This window comes from Streptomyces sp. NPDC028419, assembly GCF_055565515.1.
Genome location: NZ_JBVHUE010000037.1, coordinates 41,354 through 58,630 on the forward strand (window position 1 = coordinate 41,354; position 17,277 = coordinate 58,630).

Here is a 17,277-nt window from a genome sequence, read left to right on the forward strand (position 1 = left end):
CACGGCGCTGATCACGACGGCTGATCACGAAGATCACGGGGGATCGGGCGGCGACCGTCGGCACGCGTCCCCGTGGGCCCGGGCAACCCGCCAGCCCGCCCACCGCGAGCAACACCCCCCAGGGAGAAGTGAGGTATGGCAGTGATCTGCGTCGGAGGCATGATCGGGATCGGCAAGACGAGCGTGGCCGAGCTCCTCGCCAAGGAGCTCGGCAGCGAGGTCTTCTACGAGAGCGTGGACGACAACCCGATCCTCCCGCTCTTCTACACGGCGAGCCCCGAGGAGATCCAGGCCAAGCGCTACCCCTTCCTGCTCCAGCTCTACTTCTTGCAGACGCGCTTCGCCGCGATCAAGGAGGCGTACAAGCAGGGCGACAACGTCCTCGACCGCTCGATCTACGAGGACTGGTACTTCGCCAAGGTCAACCACGACCTCGGCCGGATCAGCTCGCTCGAAATGCGCGTGTACGAGGGCCTGCTCCACGAGATGATGCGCGAGATCGACGGCCTGCCCTACCGCAAGGCGCCCGACCTCATGGTCTACCTGAAGGCGGACTTCGAGACGGTGCTGCACCGGATCGGGCTGCGGGGGCGCGACTTCGAGCAGGACGAGGGCCTCGTCGCCTACTACCGGACCCTGTGGTCCGGCTACGACGCGTGGGTGCACGAGCACTACTCGGCCAGTGACGTCCTCGTGGTCGACATGAACCACACCGACGTGGTGAACGACGCCGCGGACGCGGCCCGCGTGGTGCAGGAGGTCAAGGACGCCCTCGTGGCGGCGCGGCTGCGCGCCTGAGGTCCTCCCCCGCCGGTGAGCGCCACGGCGTCACCGGTCGGCGTCGGGGTGGGCGATGTCGAAGAGGATCATGGCCAGCTCGTGCGTCACCTGTTCGACGGCCACGACCTGCGCGCGGACCGGTGCGGGCAGGTGCGCCCGCTCCCACCGGGCCACCGGCTGGTCCTGCGGGCGGGTCGCCCACAGCCTTTCGAGGTCGTCGGCCGTCCCCACGAGCGAGTGCACGGCGTCGTGCGCGACGGCGCCGACCGCTTCGGCCAGCGGGTCCTCGGCCGGGCCCGCCGGGCCGAACCGGGCGAAGGCGGGCAGGTCGGTGAGGGTGACCACCGTCGCGTGGACGTGGGGCATCCGCAGCACGCGCTGTACCCAGGCCGGGCCCGCGCTCCCGTCGGGCAGGGCCGGGTAGTCGGGGGGCGCGACCAGCGTGCGGTGCAGGATCAGCGCGTACGCACGGTGCTCGGGGGTCGGGGTCCACAGGCCGGCGCGCAGGGCCGCGTCGAGCCGCTCGATCCGGGCGCGGGCCCCGGCCACGTCGCCCGCCCACTGCGGCGCCAGGTCCGCGACCCCCGCCGCGCGCACCGCGCGGGCCCGGTCACCGAGGAACAGGGGGAAGGGTTCGGGGCGGTCCCGGGTCCGCTCGTCCTGCCGCGCGTGCTCGTCGTGCGGGGCCTGTTCGCCCTGCTCGTCCTGCTGGGCGTGCTCCTCGGCCAGGTGCGCCGTGACGTGGGCGCCGAGGACCTCGCGGGCCAGGCGCCCGCGCTCGCCGCCGCCGACGAGCGCGCGCCAGCCGGCCTCGGTGCGCCCGCGCGGCTCACCGGTCTCCAGCGGCCCCTGGTACAGGCTCCCGGTGCGCGGGCCGTCGACCCAGCCGAAGAGGGCGAGCAGCTCGACGTCGTCGACCAGGACGTCCGCCTCACGGGCGGCGCGGCACGCCGCGAGCGCGAGCAGCGCGACGACGGGCATCCACCGCGAGGTGAACTCGGCGGCGCCCGGCGCGTCCGGGCGGCCCGGCCGCGGGCCCCTCGGGCCGGGCGGGGTCCGGTTGTCGAAGCCGGTGTGCCACACCACGAGCGCGCCGCAGTTCAGCACGGCCCTGCGCCACGCCACCGTCCCGTACGCCGCCTCGTTGCGCCGTTCCCAGTCCTGTCCGTCGGCCACGTCGCCCGCCCTTCCGTCGTCCCGAGCCACCGGCCGCCGCCGGACCGTGAGGCCTTCATCCTGCCCACGGCCGGCCCGCGGGAACGGCTTCGACCTGCCGGATCCCGCTACCCGCCGATGAGGCGGTCGCCCAGTGGGCTCCGGCGGTAGAGGACCCGGCGTCCGTCGCGGGCCCGGCCGAGGAGGCCCGTGGCGTGCAGCACCCGCAGGTGCTGGGACACGGCGCTCGGGGTGACGCGCAGGCGACGCGCGATCTCGACCGTCGCCAGTGGCTCGTCCAGGAGCGCGAGCAGCCGCGCCTTGGGGGCGCCGAGCAGCTCGGCCAGGGCGGCGGGGGCCGGGGCGGGCGCCGCGGTCCACAAGGTGGCCAGTCCTCGGCTCGGGTAGGACAGTACGGGCGGTTCGTCCGGGCTGACCGGGGGTGCCGGTTTGTGGGCGAAGACGGACGGCAGGAGCATCAGGCCCTGGCCGGACGCCGTGACGCGGTGCGCGCCGATCATCTGGTCGATGTGCAGGGCGCCGCCGTGCCACCGCAGGTTCGGGTGCATGTCCGCGAACAGCGCGCGGGCTCCCCCGACGGCCAGTTGCCGGGCGCGGTAGGTCATGTCGGCTTCCAGGAGCAGCCGCAGCTGCGGCCAGATCGGCTCGAGGGCGACCTCCCAGTACTGCCGCAACAGCGCGCAGAGGTCGTCGCGCAGCGCGGTGACGGACGCGTCGTCGGGGGCGGCGGCGGCGCGCAGGGGCGCGGGGAGGGGGTCCGGCGCGTGCGCGGCGAGCAGATCGCGGCGCACCGTCTCGGGGGAGGTCCGGGCGACGACGGCCAGCTCCTGCGCGAAGGTCGGGGCGAAGGAGGTGGGCCGCGGGGTCAGGAAGTCGGGGAGGGTGCGCCGGGGCGAGACCAGGGACATCAACAGGTCGGTGTCCAGGGCGCCCAGTCGGCCGAGGACCGATCGGCGCCACGGCAGGTGCAGTGCGGACAGCCCCGGGTCCTGGAGCACCCGCAGGCTGACCACGCTCTCGTGCAGGGGCGACAGGGCGAAACGGGTGTCCGCGAGGTCCTCGACGCCGAGCACGAAGCTGATCATTAAGCCCCACGCTACATCGATTGGCAACGGGCCGTCGCTGCCGTGGACTTCGGCGCATGACGCACCTGACGGCGCGGCGGGACAGCGCCCTTCGCCCCCGCACCACGCTGGTCCTGGCCCTGACCTGTGCGGTGGCCGTGGGCAACGTGTACTTCCCGCAGGCGATCGTGCCGTTGATCGCCGCGGGGCTGCACGTCGCGCCCGGGGCGGCCGCCCTGACGGTGACCGCCACCCAGGTCGGCTACACGGCCGGCATGTTCCTGCTGGTGCCACTCGGCGACCGGCTGCGCCACCGCAGCCTGTTGGTCGCGCTGCTCGCGCTGACGGGCCTGGGTCTGCTCCTCGCCGGCTGCGCACCGAACCTGCCGGTGCTGGTCGTCGCGAGCGGGCTGGTCGGTCTCACCACCGTGGCCGCGCAGGTCGTCGGCCCCTTGGCGGTCGCGCTGGTGGGCGCGGAGCGCCGCGGAGCGGTGATCGGCACCCTGCTGAGCGGGTCGATCGGCGGCATGCTGCTGGCGCGGGCCTTCGCCGGAGCGCTGGGCGAGTGGCTGGGGTGGCGCGTCCCCTACGGGGCGGCCGCGGCACTGACCCTGCTGCTCGCGGCGGTCGCGGCCCGCGCCGTGCCCGTCGTCGCCCCGCCCCCGCGCCGGTCGTACCCGACGCTGCTGGCCGGGGCCCTGCGCCTGCTGCGCACCGAGCCGGAGCTGCGCCGCTCCTGCTTCTACCAGGCGATGGTCTTCGCCGGCTTCTCGGCGGTGTGGACGTGCCTGGCGCTGCTGCTGAGCGGTCCGCGCTACGGGGCGGGCGCCCAGGTGGTGGGGCTGCTCGCGCTGGTCGGGGGCGCGACCATGTGCGCCACCCCGCTGGCCGGGCGGCTGGTGGACCGCCGCGGTCCGGACCCGGTGAACCTCGGCTGCCTGCTGGCGGTCCTCGCCTCGGCCGCGGTGCTGGCCGCCGGCGCGCTGGGCGGCGTACCGGGGCTGGGCGCGCTGGTGCTGGGCACGTTGCTGCTGGATGTGGCGATGCAGTGCGGTGCGGTGGCGAACCAGGCGCGGGTCTACGCCCTGCGCCCCGATGCCCGGAGCCGGTTGGGCACCGCCTACATGACCTGTGCCTATCTGGGCGGCAGCGCCGGTTCCTGGTTCGGCGTGCGCCTCTACGGGCGGGCCGGGTGGCCCGGCGTGTGCGGGCTCGTCGCGGTGCTGGCCGCGCTGGCCCTGGCCCGTCACCTGGCGGGTGCGAAGCCGAGGTCGCTCGCGCGGCGGCGCGGGAGGGGAGCGGGGATACGGGGTGCGGATGGGTAGGACCCCCCGGGGCTCGGCGTGCTCGGCGCGGCGCCCGCCCCGCCGTCGCCCCGTGCTGGGAGCGGTCGGCGGACGGGCGCCGGGCCGGGGTGTGGCCGGCGTCGAGTCGGTCAGCCCGTGGTGGCCAGTTGGCGGGCGATGGCGGCGGTGAGGGTCGCGTGTTGCTGGGTCAGGTAGAAGTGGGCGCCGGGCAGGACCTGGAGGTCGAAGCCGGCGGGGGCCACGTCGGCCCAGGCGCTCATGTCGGCCACGGTGGTGGAGGGGTCCTCCTCGCCGATGTGGGCGTGGACGGGGCAGCCCACCGGGGTCGCGGGGCGGGGGCCGTAGGTGCCGACGATCGTGAAGTCGCCCCGGATGGCCGGCAGTACGATCTCCCGCAGGTCCGGGTCGTCCAACAGGGCGTCCTCGGTGCCGCCGAGCCGGCGGACCTCGGCGATCAGCGCGTCGTCGTCCTCGGTGTGCAGGGTGCGCGGGACCAGCCGGTGCGGGGGCTTGCGGCTGGAGACGTGGAGGGCCGCGGGACGCACGCCGTGGGCGCGCTCCAGGCGCAGGGCGACCTCGTGGGCCAGGGAGGCGCCCATGCTGTGCCCGAAGAGGGTCAAGGGGACGTCCAGGTGGGGCAGCAGGGCGGCGGTGACCTGGTCGGCCAGCTCGTCCATGGTCTCGACGCACGGCTCCATGAGCCGGTCGTGGCGGCCCGGGTAGCGGGCGACCATGACCTCCGTGGCGTCGTCGAAGGAGGTGCCCCAGGCGTGGTAGAAGCTCGCGGAGCCGCCCGCGTGCGGCAGGACCAGGAGCCGGCGGCGCGGGGCGGTGCGGACGGCGTACCGCCGGAACCACCGGTCGCCGTCCACCGGGGTGGGGGTTGCGGTGGGGTGGGTACGGAGGGTCATCCCGTCGTCCTCTGTGCTAAGGGGTGTCGCGCGATCGTCTCCACCCGGGGTCGGGCCAGTACCGGGTCATCGGCCCTGGCCAGGGCGACCGACCGGTCGAGCCGGGCCGCGTTGAAGATTATCTTCTCGCCGTCCGGGTTCATGGCGTGTGCTCCGTCGACCAGGTGCGGGTGGCGTCGATCCGGGCGGCGGCGTCCGCCAGGACGTGCTGGGCGGCCGGGCCGCCCAGGCGGTGGGCGGGCGCGGTGGGGGCGCCCTGGCCGACCGCGACCAGCACCTCGCCGGAACCGGCCGGGTCCCGGGCGAGTTGGAGGGTCTCGACGGGGATCCCCGCACGGCCGAGGACCTCGGCGACGCCGGCGATGGCGCCGGGCCGGTCGGGCGCGCGGAAGAAGGCGAGGTCCCCGGTCAGCGCGAGGTCGACGGCGAAGCCGTTGACCTCGACGAGGCGTTCGCCGGAGCGCGGGCCGCTGAGGGTGCCGCGCACGGACACCCGCTCCCCGGAGGGCAGGGTCCCGCCGATGGTGACGAGGCCGCGGTGGCGCGGGGCGTCGGGGTCCGTGCTCAACTCGACGTCCAGGCCCCGCTCCCGTGCGATCAGCGGGGCGTTGACGTAGGAGACTCCCCCCTCGACCACGGCGCCGAGCGCGCCCTTGAGCGCGGCCAGCGACAGCGCGGTGGTGTCGTGGCGGCAGATCTCCCCGCTCGCCCGGACCTGGAGCCGGCCGGGCAGCGAGCCGGCGGTGGCGGTGAAGAGCCGGCTGAGGCGTTCGGTGAGGGTGAGCCAGGGGTCGAGGTCGTCGTCGACCACGCCGAGCGGGACGTTGACGGCCTCCGGGACGAAGCGCCCCGAGAGGGCTTGGCGCACGGATCCGGCGACGCCGACCCCGGCGCGTTCCTGGGCCTCGGCGGTGCCGGCGCCCAGGTGCGGGGTGACGACCACGGTGTCGAGTTCGAACAGCGGGGAGTCGGTGCAGGGTTCGGCCGAGAAGACGTCGACGGCGGCGCCGGCGACCCGGCCCTCCTTGAGCGCGGCGTACAGCTCGGCCTCGTCGACGATCCCGCCGCGGGCCGCGTTGACGATCCGGACCCCCGGCTTGACCCGGTGCAGCGCCTCGAAGCCGATGAGGCCGGTGGTCTCGGGCGTCTTGGGCAGGTGGACCGTGAGGAAGTCGGATTCGGCGAGGAGTTCGTCAAGTTCGACGACGCGCACCCCGGCCGCTTCGGCGTATCCCGGCTGGACGTAGGGGTCGTGGGCGAGCAGCCGCATCCCGAAGGCCGCCATCCTGCGGGCCACCAGGGTGCCGATCCGGCCGAGGCCGACGATGCCGAGGGTCTTGCCCGAGAGCTCGACGCCGGTGAACCGGCTGCGCTGCCAGTGGCCGTCCTTGAGGGCCGCGTCGGCCTGCGGGATGTTCCTGGCCACGGCGAGCAGCAGGCCCACGGTCAGCTCGGCGGCGCTGACGATGTTGGAGGTGGGCGCGTTGACGACCATGACGCCCGCGCGGGAGGCGGCGGCGACGTCCACGTTGTCCAGGCCGACGCCGGCCCGGCCGATCACCTTGAGCCGGGTGCCCGCCGCGATGGCCTGCGCGTCCATGCGGGTGGCACTGCGCACGAGCACCGCGTCGGCCGCGGGCAGTGCGGCCAGCAGCTCCGCCCGGTCGGCGCCCGCGCAGTGCCGGATCTCGAAGTCCGGGCCGAGGGCCTCGACGGTGGCGGGAGAGAGTTCCTCGGCTATCAGTACGACTGGCTTGTGCATGGCTGCATGGCTCGCTTCCTGTTCTCGCGGGATGGGCGGCGGCGGATGCCGGGTTCAGCCGGCGCTGGTGACCAGCTGCGGCGGCTCGGCGGCCGGGGCGGCCGGGGCCACCGCGTCCCACGTCCGGGGGTCTCCGAAGTGCTGCTCCACCCAGGCGGGGTCGTAGAGCGTGTCCAGGTAGCGGTCCCCCTGGTCGGGGGAGAGCGCGACCGCGGTGAGCCGTTCGCCGCGCGGCCGGCCGGCGAGCCAGCGCAGGGCGCCGCTGACGACGGTCCCGGTGGAGCCGCCGAAGAGGAAGCCCTGCCGGGCCATGGCGTGGCAGCTCTCCAGGGTGTCCCGTTCGGGCACCATCACGACCTCGTCGACGAGGTCTTCGTTCAGCAGCATCGGTCGTACGCCGGCCCCCAGTCCCGGGATGTGCCGCGGGAGCGCGGGGCCGCCGAAGGTCACCGAGCCGATGCTGTCGACGGCCACGATCCGTACGCGGCGCCGCTGTTCGCGGAACCAGCGGGCGCAGCCCATCAGGGTGCCGGTGGTGCCGGCTCCGACGAAGAGCACGTCCAGCTCGGGGAACTGGGCGGCGACGGTGGGGGCGGTGGTGCGGTAGTGGGCGAGCCAGTTGTTCGGGTTCACGTACTGGTTGAGCCAGACGTAGTTGGGGTCGAAGTCGACCAGCCGCTGCACGTAGTCGATCCGGGCGCCCAGCAGGCCGCGTTCCTTGTCGGGGCGCGAGATGACCAGGACGCGGGCGCCGAAGGACTCCATCAGGCGGCGGCTCGCCGGGTTGCATCGGGAGTCGGTGACGCACACGAAGCCGTAGCCGCGATGGGCGGCGATCATGCTCAGGGCGATGCCGAGGTTGCCCGACGAGGATTCGACGAGCACGTCCCCGGGGGTCAGGGTCCCGTCGCGTTCGGCGGCGAGGACCATCTCCAGGGCGGCCTTCAGCTTGACCGAGCCGGCGAGGTTGAGTCCCTCGTACTTGAGGAAGAGGGGTACGTCGAAGACGGACTGCAGATCCACGAAGACGTCGTCGACGTTGATCTCGTACGGGGCTGATATGACCGTCACTTCATCACCGGGTTCCTTTGGACAGGCCCTAGTTGCGGCCGTAGCGGTCGAGCTCGTGGAAGAAGCCGTCGACGACGCCGAGCCGGCCCGCGTCCCGCAGCTGGTCGTGCACGTAGCGGCCGAGGGCGATGTCGAGCACGCCGAGGCCGAAGGGGGAGAAGATCACCGGGCGGTCGGCGGGCAGTTCGACGCGGCCTTCCAGGACGTCGAAGAGGGTGCCGTCGAGGAAGTCGCGGCTGTTGGTCAGCTGCTCGGCCAGGTGGGGCGAGGTGTCCGCCTTGAGGCAGTGCTCGACGTCGTCGACGATGTTCGTGGCGCAGAGCAGGATCTCCGGGGCCAGGTCGCGCAGGGAGACGTTGAGGACGAGCGGGTTGTGCGCGAACCAGGACGGGTCGTGGACGTGCGGGCTGGCGGCGACGGTGGCGAAGACCACCAGGTCGCTCTCCTCGATCAGCTCCTGCGCGGTGGGGTGCACGACGACGGGCGCGGTGCCGGGGCGGCGGCCGAGGTAGTCGGCGAAGGCCTCGGCGTGCTGGTCCGACAGGTCGTGGACGCCGAGTTCGTCGAAGGTCCAGCCGGTCGCCTCCAGGAAGTGGTGGATGTAGCGGGCGATCAGACCGGTCCCGACGAAGCCGATGCGCCGGGGGCGCTGCCCGCCCCGGCTGAGCCGGTCGGCGGCGAGGGCCGCCGAGGCCGCGGTCCTGGACGCGCTGATGATCGAGCTCTCCAGGCAGGCGAACGGGTAGCCGGTGGCGTGGTCGTTGAGGATCAGCACGGCGGAGGCGCGCGGAATGCCGGCGGCGACGTTCTCCGGGAAGCTGGAGATCCACTTCAGGCCGTCGGTCGGCCGGTCGCCCCCGACGGACGCGGGCAGCGCGATGATGCGGGAGCTGGGCCGGTCGGGGAACCGCAGGAAGTACGAGGGCGGGTTGACCGACTCGCCCTTGCCGTGGAGCCGGTAGACCTCTTCGGTCAGCTCCACGACCTGCTTCTCGCTGCCGGTGAGCACCTCGGCCACCTGCGTGCCGGTGATGACGGCGAAGGGCGGCACGAGCGACTGACGGGACATGGCTTCCATCCAGGTGGTTGGGGGCAGGGCGTGTCTGGGGAGGGGGCTACGGGTGGTGCGGGAGGGTGACCGGGTCGCCGAGGACGACCGCGATCTCCCGGGCGCCCTCGTAGGGCTCGCGGCTGTGCGCCATGCGGAGGTTGTCCACGATCAGCAGGTCGCCGGCGCGCCACGGCTCGCGCAGGGTGTGCTTCTCGTAGACGGCGTTGATCGCGAGCACCGTGTCCTCGTCGAGGCGGGCTCCCGAGCCGTAGGTGCTGTTGAAGGGCAGTCCGTCGTCGCCGAACTCGAAGAGGAGGTACTCCCGGATCAGCGGGTCCAGGGTCCACTCGTTGAGGAAGGCGATCTGGTTGAACCAGCCGCGGCGCCCGGTGAGCGGGTGGGTCAGCACGGCCGCGGCCCGCTGGCTGGTGCGCAGGTCGCCGCCCGGCCGCCAGGTGGGCGTGATGCCGCGCTGGGCGCAGTACGCCGTCACGGCGGCGCGGTCGGCGGTGCCGAAGGCGTCCGCGAGGCCGACGCCGACGGTCTCGGTGTAGTTGCGCTCCAGCCGCCACCCCTCCGCCTCGAAGCGGGCGACCAGGTCGGCGGGGAGGGCCGCCAGGACGTCGGCGGAGTCGGCGACGCCGGTGACGCCGCCGGAGTCGGGCGCGGTGAGGCAGGCGAAGAGCAGCGTGCCGGGGACCTCCCGCGCGTAACTCAGCTCGTGGTGCATGCACATGGGCTGGTCGGCGGGCCACTCCGAGGAGGACAGGACGCCGTCGGCGAGCCGGCGGCGGGCGGCGAAGCCCTCGCGCTCGGTCATGACCTCGTGCAGGACCTCGCGGCCCACCGCGCCCACGGTGTCGGCGTCGGCCAGGCCGAGGCCGCGCACCAGCAGTGCCCCGTGTTCGGCGACGGTGGCCCGCAGCCGGGCGCGGTGCGCGGCGGCCCAGGCGACCGGGTCGGCGGGGGCCGGGCCGTCGAGGGTGAGCACGGCGGGCCGGCCGTCGGTGCGGGTCACCTCGAAGGGGCGCGCCGGCGCGTCGGCGGCCGCGGTGGGCGCCGTACGCGTGGGGGCGGCATCGTGGCCGGGGGCCTCGGCGGTCCGGGCCTCGGCGGTCCGGGCCTCGGCGGGGGGAGCGTCGGCTGCGGCGGCGCCGGAGTCGATCAGTGCGGCGAGCGCGCCGAGGGTCGGGTGCAGCATCAGGTCCTTGAGCGTGAAGGCGCGCTCCATGCGGACGACGAGGCGCACGCCCGAGAGCGAGGTGCCGCCCCGCTCGAAGAAGGCGTCGCCGCGCCCGATCGTCTCGACGGGCACCCGCAGCACCTGGGACCAGGCCAGGGCGAGCGCGCGCTCGGTGTCGGTGACGGGCTCCTCGTGGACCCGCTCGGCCTCCTCGACGGCCCCCAGCTCGGCGGCCAGGACGCCCAGGGCGCGCTTGTCGGTCTTGCCGTTGGGGGTGAGCGGCAGGGCCTCCAGGCGCTCCAGCCGGCCGGGCACCATGTAGCCGGGCAGGGTCTCTCCCAGGCGCCGGCGCAGGGTGTCCGCGTCCTCGTCCGAGCCGGTCTGGAAGCCGACGAGGTGGCGGCTGCCGTCGGGGGCGTCGACGACCACGACCGCGCCGTCGCGGACCCCCGGCAGCTTCAGCAGCTGGTTCTCGATCTCGCCGATCTCGATCCGGAAGCCCCGGATCTTGACCTGGGCGTCGCGGCGGCCGAGGAACTCCAGGGTGCCGCCGGGCAGCCAGCGGCCGAAGTCGCCGGAGCGGTAGAGGCGTTGCCCCGGCCGGTGCGGGTCCTCGCCGAAGACCCGCGCGGTCCGCTCGGGGTCGTTGACGTAACCGCGGCCCACGCAGACGCCGGAGAAGACGATCTCGCCGGGTGCGCCGAGGGGGACGGGCCGCAGGTGCTCGTCGACGACGTAGGCGGTGACGTTGCCCACGGCCCGCCCCAGCGGTACGGAGTCCCAGGCCGGGGGCTCGGTCATGACCTCGTGGTTGGTGTCGTCCGAGGTCTCGGTGAGCCCGTAGGCGTTCATCAGGGCGACGTGCGGGAAGCGGTCGAACCAGCGGACGGTGAGTTCCCTCTTCAGCGCCTCGCCGGTGACCGACACGCAGCGCAGGGCGGGCAGGGCGCGGGGGGCCTCGTCCAGGCGGGTGAGCACCACCTCCAGGTAGGAGGGGACGGCCTGCAGGACGGCGACCTCGCCCTGCTCGACGGTGTCGAGGTAGCGGTCGACGTCGAGGATCGCGTCCTGTCCGACGATCAGCGTCCGGCCGCCGACGACGAGCGCCGCGACCAGCTGCCACAGGGAGATGTCGAAGGACTGCGGGGCGGTCTGCGCCACCACCGTGTCCTCGTCGATGCCCTGGTCGTCGATCTTGGCGTAGAGGTGGTTGACGAATCCGGCGTGCTCGCACATCGCGCCCTTGGGCTCGCCGGTGGAGCCCGAGGTGAAGTACAGGTAGGCGAGCTGGTCCGGCGCCACGGGGACGCGCGGGTCGTGCTCGGCGCGGGCCTGGGCGTACGCGGCGGCGACGTCGAGCACTTCGAGCCCGGCGGGGGCGGCCTGCTCCAGGTGCCCGGGGCCGCCCGCCTCGGTCAGGGCGAGGCGGCAGCCGCTGCGGGCCAGGGTCCGGGCCATCCGGTCGGCCGGGGCGTGCGGCTCGACGGGCAGGTAGGCGGCGCCGGCCTTGAAGACGCCGATGACGCAGGCGAGCCAGTCCAGGGTGCGTTCGGTGACCACGGCGACGACCGCTTCCGCGCCCAGGTCCCGGGCGAGGATGGCGTGGGCGATCCGGTTGGCGCGGGTGTTGAGCTCCGCGTACGTCCAGCTCCGGCCGTCGTGGACGGCGGCGGTCCGCTCGGGTCGGGCGGCGGCCCGCTCCTCGAACAGCTCGTGGAAGCGCCGGTCGGGCAGCTCCCGCGCCGGGCCGGAGAGTCCGTGGATCTGGAGGTGGTACTCGGCCTCGCCGAGCAGTCCCCGGTCGCTGCCGAGGGCGTCGGGCGCGGCCACCAGCTGTTCCAGCGCGGTGAGGTAGTACCCGGCGATCCGGTCCGCGGCGGCGGCGTCCAGGACGTCGGTGCGGTGGCGCAGCAGCAGGGCGGGGCCGCCGCGGCCGAGGCGCGCGGCGACGACCAGGACGGTGTGCCCGTGCGTGTGCCCGGCCGGGTGCCCGGTGGGGTCCCCGTCCGTGTCACCGGCCGTGTGTCCGAGGTCCAGTACGGTCTCGAAGGCGTCCCCGGCGGGTGCCGCGGCCGCCCGCGCCGCGGCGGTCAGCAGCTCGTGGCGGGTCCCGTGGCCCGGCGTCAGGGTCAGGGCGTGCGGGGCGGCCGGGGCGCGGCCCGCGTCGGGCGGGGGGACGTAGCCGCTGACGACGGTCCGCTCACCGCTCAGGGCGGCCAGCACGACGGTGTGCGCGGCGAGGAGCGCGGCGGCCCAGTCGGTGCCCGCGCGCCGGGCCAGCGACCGCACCCGCGCGGCGAGCCGGACGGGGACCGGCACGGTCAGCTCCGCCCAGGTGGTGGGCGCGGGCGCCCCCTGCGGGGTCCGGGCCGGGGGCACCGAGCGCGGGATCAGCCGTTGGGGGGCTGCGGTGGTCGTCATCGTCTCTCCTGTCAGGCCCGCGGGCCGCTGTCGGGCGCGACGGCGAGGGGGACTTCGGCAAGGGGGAATTCGGCGAACGGCGCGTCGCTGAGGCCGTCCCAGTCGTAGCCGCGTACGGCGGCGACGAAGGCGCCCACGCGCTCGGCGCCCCAGAACGCCTCGCGCCCGTGCATGAAGAACGGCACCCCGAAGGCGTCGTCGTGGTAGGCGGCGACCAGGCACTCGACGCCCTTGATCCGCAGGTCCAGGTTCTCGACGGCGTCGGCGATCGAGGGGTCCAGGCCCAGTTCGGTGGCGATGGAGACGATCGTGTCCCGGTCGGCCAGGTCCCGGCCCTCGTTCCAGCGCGCGCGGTAGGCGAGGTCGACGAACCGCCGTCCCATGCCCTGCTCCTCCGCCGCGAGGTAGGCCAGGTGGGAGACCTCCCAGTGCGGGGCCCGGTCGACGGGCCAGGTCACGCTCCAGCCGCGGGCGTGCGCCCAGCGGCGGGCGTCGCGCAGGATGTAGAAGTTCTTGGAGCGGTGCATCGGCATCACGGGCAGGGTGACCCCGGCCTGGTCGAGGAGCTGCGTGGACACCTCGTCGGGCTCCCAGTAGGGGATCCACTCGATCTGGTCGAGGACGTCGGGGTACTTCTCGGTGAGGTCGCGGTAGGCGAACCACGAGTACGGGCTGCGCAGCGAGAAGTACCACCTGGGGTTCTTCTTCCGGCGGGTGGTCACAGGGATATCCCCCCGTCGATCTGGAAGACGGATCCGGTGATGTAGCTCGCGCGCTCGCCGGCGAGGAAGGCGACCAGGTCGGCGACCTCGTCGGCCGAACCCATGCGGCCCAGGGCCACGCCCGCGAGGGCTCCTTCGACGGCGCGCTCGGACACGGCGGCGGTCATGTCGGTGTCCACGAAGCCGGGGGCGGCCACATTGACCCGGATGCCGTAGCGGCCGACCTCCTTGGCCAGCGACCGGGAGAAGCCGATGATGCCGGCCTTGGAGGCGGCGTAGTTGGTCTGGCTGGCGTTGCCGTAGATGCCGGCGACGGAGGAGATGTTGACGATGCTGCCCTTGCGGCGCTTCATCATGGGGAAGGCCACCGCGCGGCACACGTGGAAGACCCCGTCGAGGTTGGTGGAGACGACCGACTTCCAGTCGTCGTCGGACATCATCACGAGGCCCTTGTCCCGGGTGATGCCGGCCGAGGTGATCGCGGTCGCGACCGGCCCCAGCTCGTCCTCGGTGGCGTTCACCCAGGCGCGCACCGCGGCCGCGTCGCTGACGTCGACGCGCCGGTACAGGACGCGGGCGCCCAGTTCGTCGGCCTCCTTGGCCAGGGTCTGCGCCGACTCCTCGCGGGAGTGGTAGCAGAAGCTCACGTCGTAGCCGTCGGCGGCGAGCCGCAGCACGGTGGCGCGGCCGATGCCTCGGGAGCCTCCGCTGATCAGCGCCACGGGCCTGTTGTCGGTCATCGGGAGGTGGCCTCTCGGTCGGGTCCGGCGGACGGTTCGGCGGACGGCTCTGGGGACGGCACTGCGATCGGTGCGGCGGACGGCTCCGCGGGGCGCAGTTGGTCGGCGGGGCGGAAGGCCATGACCATGCGGGTCACGGTCATGACGGTGGCGTCGCCGCTGTGGCTGGTCCCCTCGAAGATCACCGAGTCGGTGAGGGACCGGGTGATCCGGACCCGGTGTTCGATCAACTCGCCGGGCCGCACCGGCCGGTGGAACCGCGCGTCGGCGACGGAGCCGAAGAGCATGACCTGGCCGACGGGTGCGTCGGCGATCGCCGAGGCCAGCAGCCCGGCCGCCTGGCCCCAGGACTCGACGAGCAGCGCGGGCGGGTAGTCCAGCGGGGTGCCGGGGGAGATCCCCCGGTACCAGGGCTCGTTGTGGGTGACGGCCTTGACCGCGCGGACGTACTCGCCGGGTACGAGCTCCAGCACCCGGTCGACGAGCAGCATCGGGTAGCGGTGCGGGAGCAGGGCGGTGACCTCGGGCAGGGCGCGCTCGGGTGCGGTGGTCATCGCCCGCCTCCGGTGCTCTCGTAGCGCAGCCGTACGGAGGCCGCCTTGCCGCGCTCCGTCGTGGCGACGGCGTCGCAGCGCAGTCCGGCTTCGGTGCGGCGCCACTTGAGGGTGAGGGAGAGGGTGTCCCCGGGGTAGACGGCTCCGGCGAACCGCGCCGATTCGACGGCGGCGAGTTCGGTGGGGTCCGGAGCGGCGTCCCCGTCGGTGGCGGCGCGCTGCACGCACTCCAGCACGCAGACCCCGGGGAAGATCGGGAAGTCGGGGTAGTGGCCGGCGAAGACCGGCTCGTCCGCGCGGATCTCGACGCGGGCGGTGGCGGCCAGGCCGTCCTCGGTACGGGCCCCCACCCGGACCTCGGCCTTGACCGGGCTGACCGGGGCGGGCGCGGCCGCGCTCACGAGGCACCTCCGAGCCGGAGCACCGCGCAGGCCAGCGAGCCGTCGCGGTCGGCCGAGGTGACGACGGCGATGCGGCCGGCGGCCTCGGGGTCCTCGGCGGCGGTGGCCAGCAGCACGGCGATCTGGAACGAGCCGGAAGCGGCGGAGACGTCGCCGATCCGGCCCACGGCGGGCACCCGGTCCAGGGCGGCGCCGCCGCAGACCTCGGTGAGCACCTCGCGCTCCAGGTGGCCGAGCAGGCCGGGGGCGTCGCCGGCGCCGGCCGCCCACACCTCCCGCGGGTGGACTCCGGCGGCGTCGAGGGCGGACCGTACGCAGGCGTCCAGGGCCGGGCGCACCAGGTTGCCCGTGGCCACGCGGGTGCGCACGGCCAGGACCTCGGCGAGGGCGGGGCGCCGGGGGGCGAGGCGGTCGGCGGGCTCGACGAGGAGCACGGCCGCGCCCTCGCCGAGCGGGACACCGGGGGCTTCGGCGCCCCGGGCGTGGCGCTCCAGCCAGTAGCGGGCGGCGGAGTACTCCTCGGCGGCGGCGCAGAGCACGGTGTCCGCGCGGCCCGAGGAGAGCAGCCGGGTGGCGTAGTTCAGGGAGAGCAGGCTCGCCGCGCGGCCGCCGGCCAGCGTGGTGTTGGGGCCCTTGATGCCGTACCAGATGGCGCACTGGCCGGCGGCGCAGTTCATGACGGCGTTGGGCATCACGGCCGGGTCGACGTCGTAGGGCCGGTCGCCGACCAGGGAGCTGCGGGTGAAGTCCATCATGCTGGCGGCGCTGCCGGTGGTGGTGGCGAGCACCAGGGCGGCGCGCTCGCCGGTCTCCGAGTCCCGGTCGGCGCCGGGGCGTTCCAGCAGCGAGCCGACGGCGGCGACGGCGAGGCCGGTGACCCGGTCCATGGAGCGGGTGCCCTTCTTGCCGAGCACCTCGCGGGTCTCGAAGCCGGGTACCAGGTGGGCCCGGGTGCCGGGCACCTTCCAGCGCGCGGTGTCCACCGGGGCGGCGGTCGAGCGTCCGCTGCGCAGGCCCTCGGCGAAGGCGTCGGCGCCGATGCCGTACGGGGAGACCGCCGACCAGCCGGTGATGACCGCCCGGGGCGCCACGGCGGTGCTCATGACGTCACCCGGCGGGGGGTGGAGAGGGCGGCCACGGTGGACGCGTCGAACTCGGCCATCTCCCACTGGTTGGGCGCCGATTCGTGGAGGTAGCCGTGGGTGATGGTGCCGGTCGCGGTCTTGACGAGCGCGCCGTCGCGCAGGACGTAGCAGTCCATGCGGGTGGAGTAGAGGAGCGTCTTGAAGATGCTCTCGACCGTGTAGATGGTGTAGAGCTCCTCCTCCATCACGGTCTCGTCGAGGATCTCGATCCGGGACTGGGTGACGACGGGGATCCAGCCCCGGGTGTCGAGGACCTTCTTGATGGGCAGGCCGCGGTCCGCGAGGAAGAGGTCCTCGACCTCCTCCATGATCCGCAGGAAGCCGGACATCTGGACGCGCTCGTTGAAGTGGCAGTAGAAGTACGGCATCCGCCAGCGCCAGCCGAACGCGTTGGTGTCGCCGATGAGTTCGGCCAGGACCGGGTCCGTGTCGGTGCCGCGGCCCGCGGTGAACTCGCCGTAGGGCAGCGGGGCGGCGTCGATCGCGCGGCGTTCACCGGTGCCCAGGCGGGCGGCGGTGAAGCGCTCGATCCCCTCGGGCCAGGCCTCCTCGGCCTTGATGTGGTCGTCGACGCGCAGGGCGACGGCCACCTTGGAGCCGGCGCACTTGACGCGCTTGCCCTCGCGCTCGACGTACAGCTCGACCTTGAAGCGCAGGCGGTCGTCGGTGGCCTTGGTGGCCGGGGTGACGACCGCTTCCACCTCGTCGTCGACGGCGAGCAGCGCGGCGAGGCGGGAGTGGATGTCCACCACGTCGAACCCGAGCCCGAAGCGCCGGTAGAGGTCGCCGACGGGCAGGCCCGCGGACCTGAAATGGTCCAGGACGGCGGCCTCGGCGACGTAGTTGATGTGCTTGAAGCCGATGGCGAAGCTGATGTTGTTGCCTTCGAACAGCGGGCGCAGCCGCGCGGTCGTCGGGTTCTCCAGCAGCGCCGTCACAGCGGGATGGGGCGTCGGGCCCATCACGGACTCCTTCGTCGGGGGTGGGGT

General features: G+C 74.1%; 15 protein-coding genes. 2 read left to right on the plus strand and 13 right to left on the minus strand.

Annotated features, from left to right (window positions below; all coding sequences use genetic code 11):
* Positions 1–135: 135 nt before the first annotated feature.
* Positions 136–798 (plus strand): deoxynucleoside kinase, encoded by a 663-nt coding sequence (locus ACZ4UB_RS32960; RefSeq protein WP_468075927.1) that lies wholly within the window; start codon positions 136–138, stop codon positions 796–798.
* Positions 799–828: 30 nt separating this feature from the next.
* Here the strand turns inward: ACZ4UB_RS32960 and ACZ4UB_RS32965 are convergent, their stop codons facing one another.
* Positions 829–1,956 (minus strand): hypothetical protein, encoded by a 1,128-nt coding sequence (locus ACZ4UB_RS32965; protein WP_468075929.1) that lies wholly within the window; start codon positions 1,954–1,956, stop codon positions 829–831.
* Between the two features lie 107 nt (positions 1,957–2,063).
* Positions 2,064–3,041, minus strand: a complete 978-nt coding sequence (locus ACZ4UB_RS32970) for an ArsR/SmtB family transcription factor (RefSeq protein WP_468075931.1) — start codon at positions 3,039–3,041, stop codon at positions 2,064–2,066.
* Positions 3,042–3,097: 56 nt separating this feature from the next.
* On the opposite strand from ACZ4UB_RS32970, the gene ACZ4UB_RS32975 reads away from it, so the two are divergent.
* Positions 3,098–4,345 (plus strand): MFS transporter, encoded by a 1,248-nt coding sequence (locus ACZ4UB_RS32975; RefSeq protein WP_468075933.1) that lies wholly within the window; start codon positions 3,098–3,100, stop codon positions 4,343–4,345.
* 110 nt (positions 4,346–4,455) lie between these two features.
* Here the strand turns inward: ACZ4UB_RS32975 and ACZ4UB_RS32980 are convergent, their stop codons facing one another.
* The 11 genes from ACZ4UB_RS32980 to ACZ4UB_RS33030 all read right to left on the minus strand — a co-directional run bounded on the left by ACZ4UB_RS32980 (position 4,456) and on the right by ACZ4UB_RS33030 (position 17,250).
* Entirely contained in the window at positions 4,456–5,238 is a 783-nt protein-coding gene (locus ACZ4UB_RS32980) for a thioesterase II family protein (protein WP_468075935.1), read from the minus strand.
* Between the two features lie 139 nt (positions 5,239–5,377).
* Positions 5,378–7,000, minus strand: a complete 1,623-nt coding sequence (serA, locus tag ACZ4UB_RS32985; protein ID WP_468075937.1) for a phosphoglycerate dehydrogenase — start codon at positions 6,998–7,000, stop codon at positions 5,378–5,380.
* A gap of 54 nt (positions 7,001–7,054) precedes the next feature.
* A complete protein-coding gene (sbnA, locus tag ACZ4UB_RS32990; protein WP_468075939.1) occupies positions 7,055–8,071 on the minus strand; it encodes a 2,3-diaminopropionate biosynthesis protein SbnA in 1,017 nt (338 codons plus the stop codon).
* 28 nt (positions 8,072–8,099) lie between these two features.
* Positions 8,100–9,140, minus strand: coding sequence for a 2,3-diaminopropionate biosynthesis protein SbnB (sbnB, locus tag ACZ4UB_RS32995; RefSeq protein ID WP_468075941.1), 1,041 nt, complete (start codon positions 9,138–9,140; stop codon positions 8,100–8,102).
* Between the two features lie 46 nt (positions 9,141–9,186).
* Positions 9,187–12,726, minus strand: a complete 3,540-nt coding sequence (locus ACZ4UB_RS33000) for a non-ribosomal peptide synthetase (RefSeq protein ID WP_468075943.1) — start codon at positions 12,724–12,726, stop codon at positions 9,187–9,189.
* Positions 12,727–12,737: 11 nt separating this feature from the next.
* The gene (locus ACZ4UB_RS33005; protein ID WP_468075945.1) at positions 12,738–13,448 is read right to left on the minus strand and encodes a DsbA family protein; all 711 of its coding nucleotides are present in this window, start codon (positions 13,446–13,448) and stop codon (positions 12,738–12,740) included.
* The gene (gene fabG, locus ACZ4UB_RS33010; RefSeq protein ID WP_468075947.1) at positions 13,445–14,188 is read right to left on the minus strand and encodes a 3-oxoacyl-ACP reductase FabG; all 744 of its coding nucleotides are present in this window, start codon (positions 14,186–14,188) and stop codon (positions 13,445–13,447) included. Before fabG ends, ACZ4UB_RS33005 begins: the two co-directional genes overlap by 4 nt.
* Complete coding sequence (locus ACZ4UB_RS33015; protein WP_468075949.1) at positions 14,185–14,742, minus strand: 3-hydroxyacyl-ACP dehydratase FabZ family protein; 558 nt, start codon at positions 14,740–14,742, stop codon at positions 14,185–14,187. The genes fabG and ACZ4UB_RS33015 overlap by 4 nt, the downstream gene beginning before the upstream one ends.
* Complete coding sequence (locus tag ACZ4UB_RS33020) at positions 14,739–15,143, minus strand: 3-hydroxyacyl-ACP dehydratase FabZ family protein (RefSeq protein WP_468075951.1); 405 nt, start codon at positions 15,141–15,143, stop codon at positions 14,739–14,741. The genes ACZ4UB_RS33015 and ACZ4UB_RS33020 overlap by 4 nt, the downstream gene beginning before the upstream one ends.
* Positions 15,140–16,246 (minus strand): beta-ketoacyl synthase N-terminal-like domain-containing protein, encoded by a 1,107-nt coding sequence (locus ACZ4UB_RS33025; protein ID WP_468075953.1) that lies wholly within the window; start codon positions 16,244–16,246, stop codon positions 15,140–15,142. Before ACZ4UB_RS33025 ends, ACZ4UB_RS33020 begins: the two co-directional genes overlap by 4 nt.
* A complete protein-coding gene (locus ACZ4UB_RS33030) occupies positions 16,243–17,250 on the minus strand; it encodes a hypothetical protein (protein ID WP_468075955.1) in 1,008 nt (335 codons plus the stop codon). The genes ACZ4UB_RS33025 and ACZ4UB_RS33030 overlap by 4 nt, the downstream gene beginning before the upstream one ends.
* Between the last annotated feature and the right edge of the window lie 27 nt (positions 17,251–17,277).

Excerpts from the sequence above, each read along its gene's own strand:
- ACZ4UB_RS32960 (WP_468075927.1), top strand. The coding sequence starts at position 136 with ATGGCAGTGATCTGCGTCGGAGGCATGATCGGGATCGGCAAGACGAGC.
- ACZ4UB_RS32970 (WP_468075931.1), bottom strand. The coding sequence starts at position 3,041 with ATGATCAGCTTCGTGCTCGGCGTCGAGGACCTCGCGGACACCCGTTTC.
- ACZ4UB_RS32975 (WP_468075933.1), top strand. The coding sequence starts at position 3,098 with ATGACGCACCTGACGGCGCGGCGGGACAGCGCCCTTCGCCCCCGCACC.
- ACZ4UB_RS32980 (WP_468075935.1), bottom strand. The coding sequence starts at position 5,238 with ATGACCCTCCGTACCCACCCCACCGCAACCCCCACCCCGGTGGACGGC.
- serA (WP_468075937.1), bottom strand. The coding sequence starts at position 7,000 with ATGCACAAGCCAGTCGTACTGATAGCCGAGGAACTCTCTCCCGCCACC.
- sbnB (WP_468075941.1), bottom strand. The coding sequence starts at position 9,140 with ATGTCCCGTCAGTCGCTCGTGCCGCCCTTCGCCGTCATCACCGGCACG.
- ACZ4UB_RS33000 (WP_468075943.1), bottom strand. The coding sequence starts at position 12,726 with ATGACGACCACCGCAGCCCCCCAACGGCTGATCCCGCGCTCGGTGCCC.
- fabG (WP_468075947.1), bottom strand. The coding sequence starts at position 14,188 with ATGACCGACAACAGGCCCGTGGCGCTGATCAGCGGAGGCTCCCGAGGC.
- ACZ4UB_RS33015 (WP_468075949.1), bottom strand. The coding sequence starts at position 14,742 with ATGACCACCGCACCCGAGCGCGCCCTGCCCGAGGTCACCGCCCTGCTC.
- ACZ4UB_RS33025 (WP_468075953.1), bottom strand. The coding sequence starts at position 16,246 with ATGAGCACCGCCGTGGCGCCCCGGGCGGTCATCACCGGCTGGTCGGCG.
- ACZ4UB_RS33030 (WP_468075955.1), bottom strand. The coding sequence starts at position 17,250 with ATGGGCCCGACGCCCCATCCCGCTGTGACGGCGCTGCTGGAGAACCCG.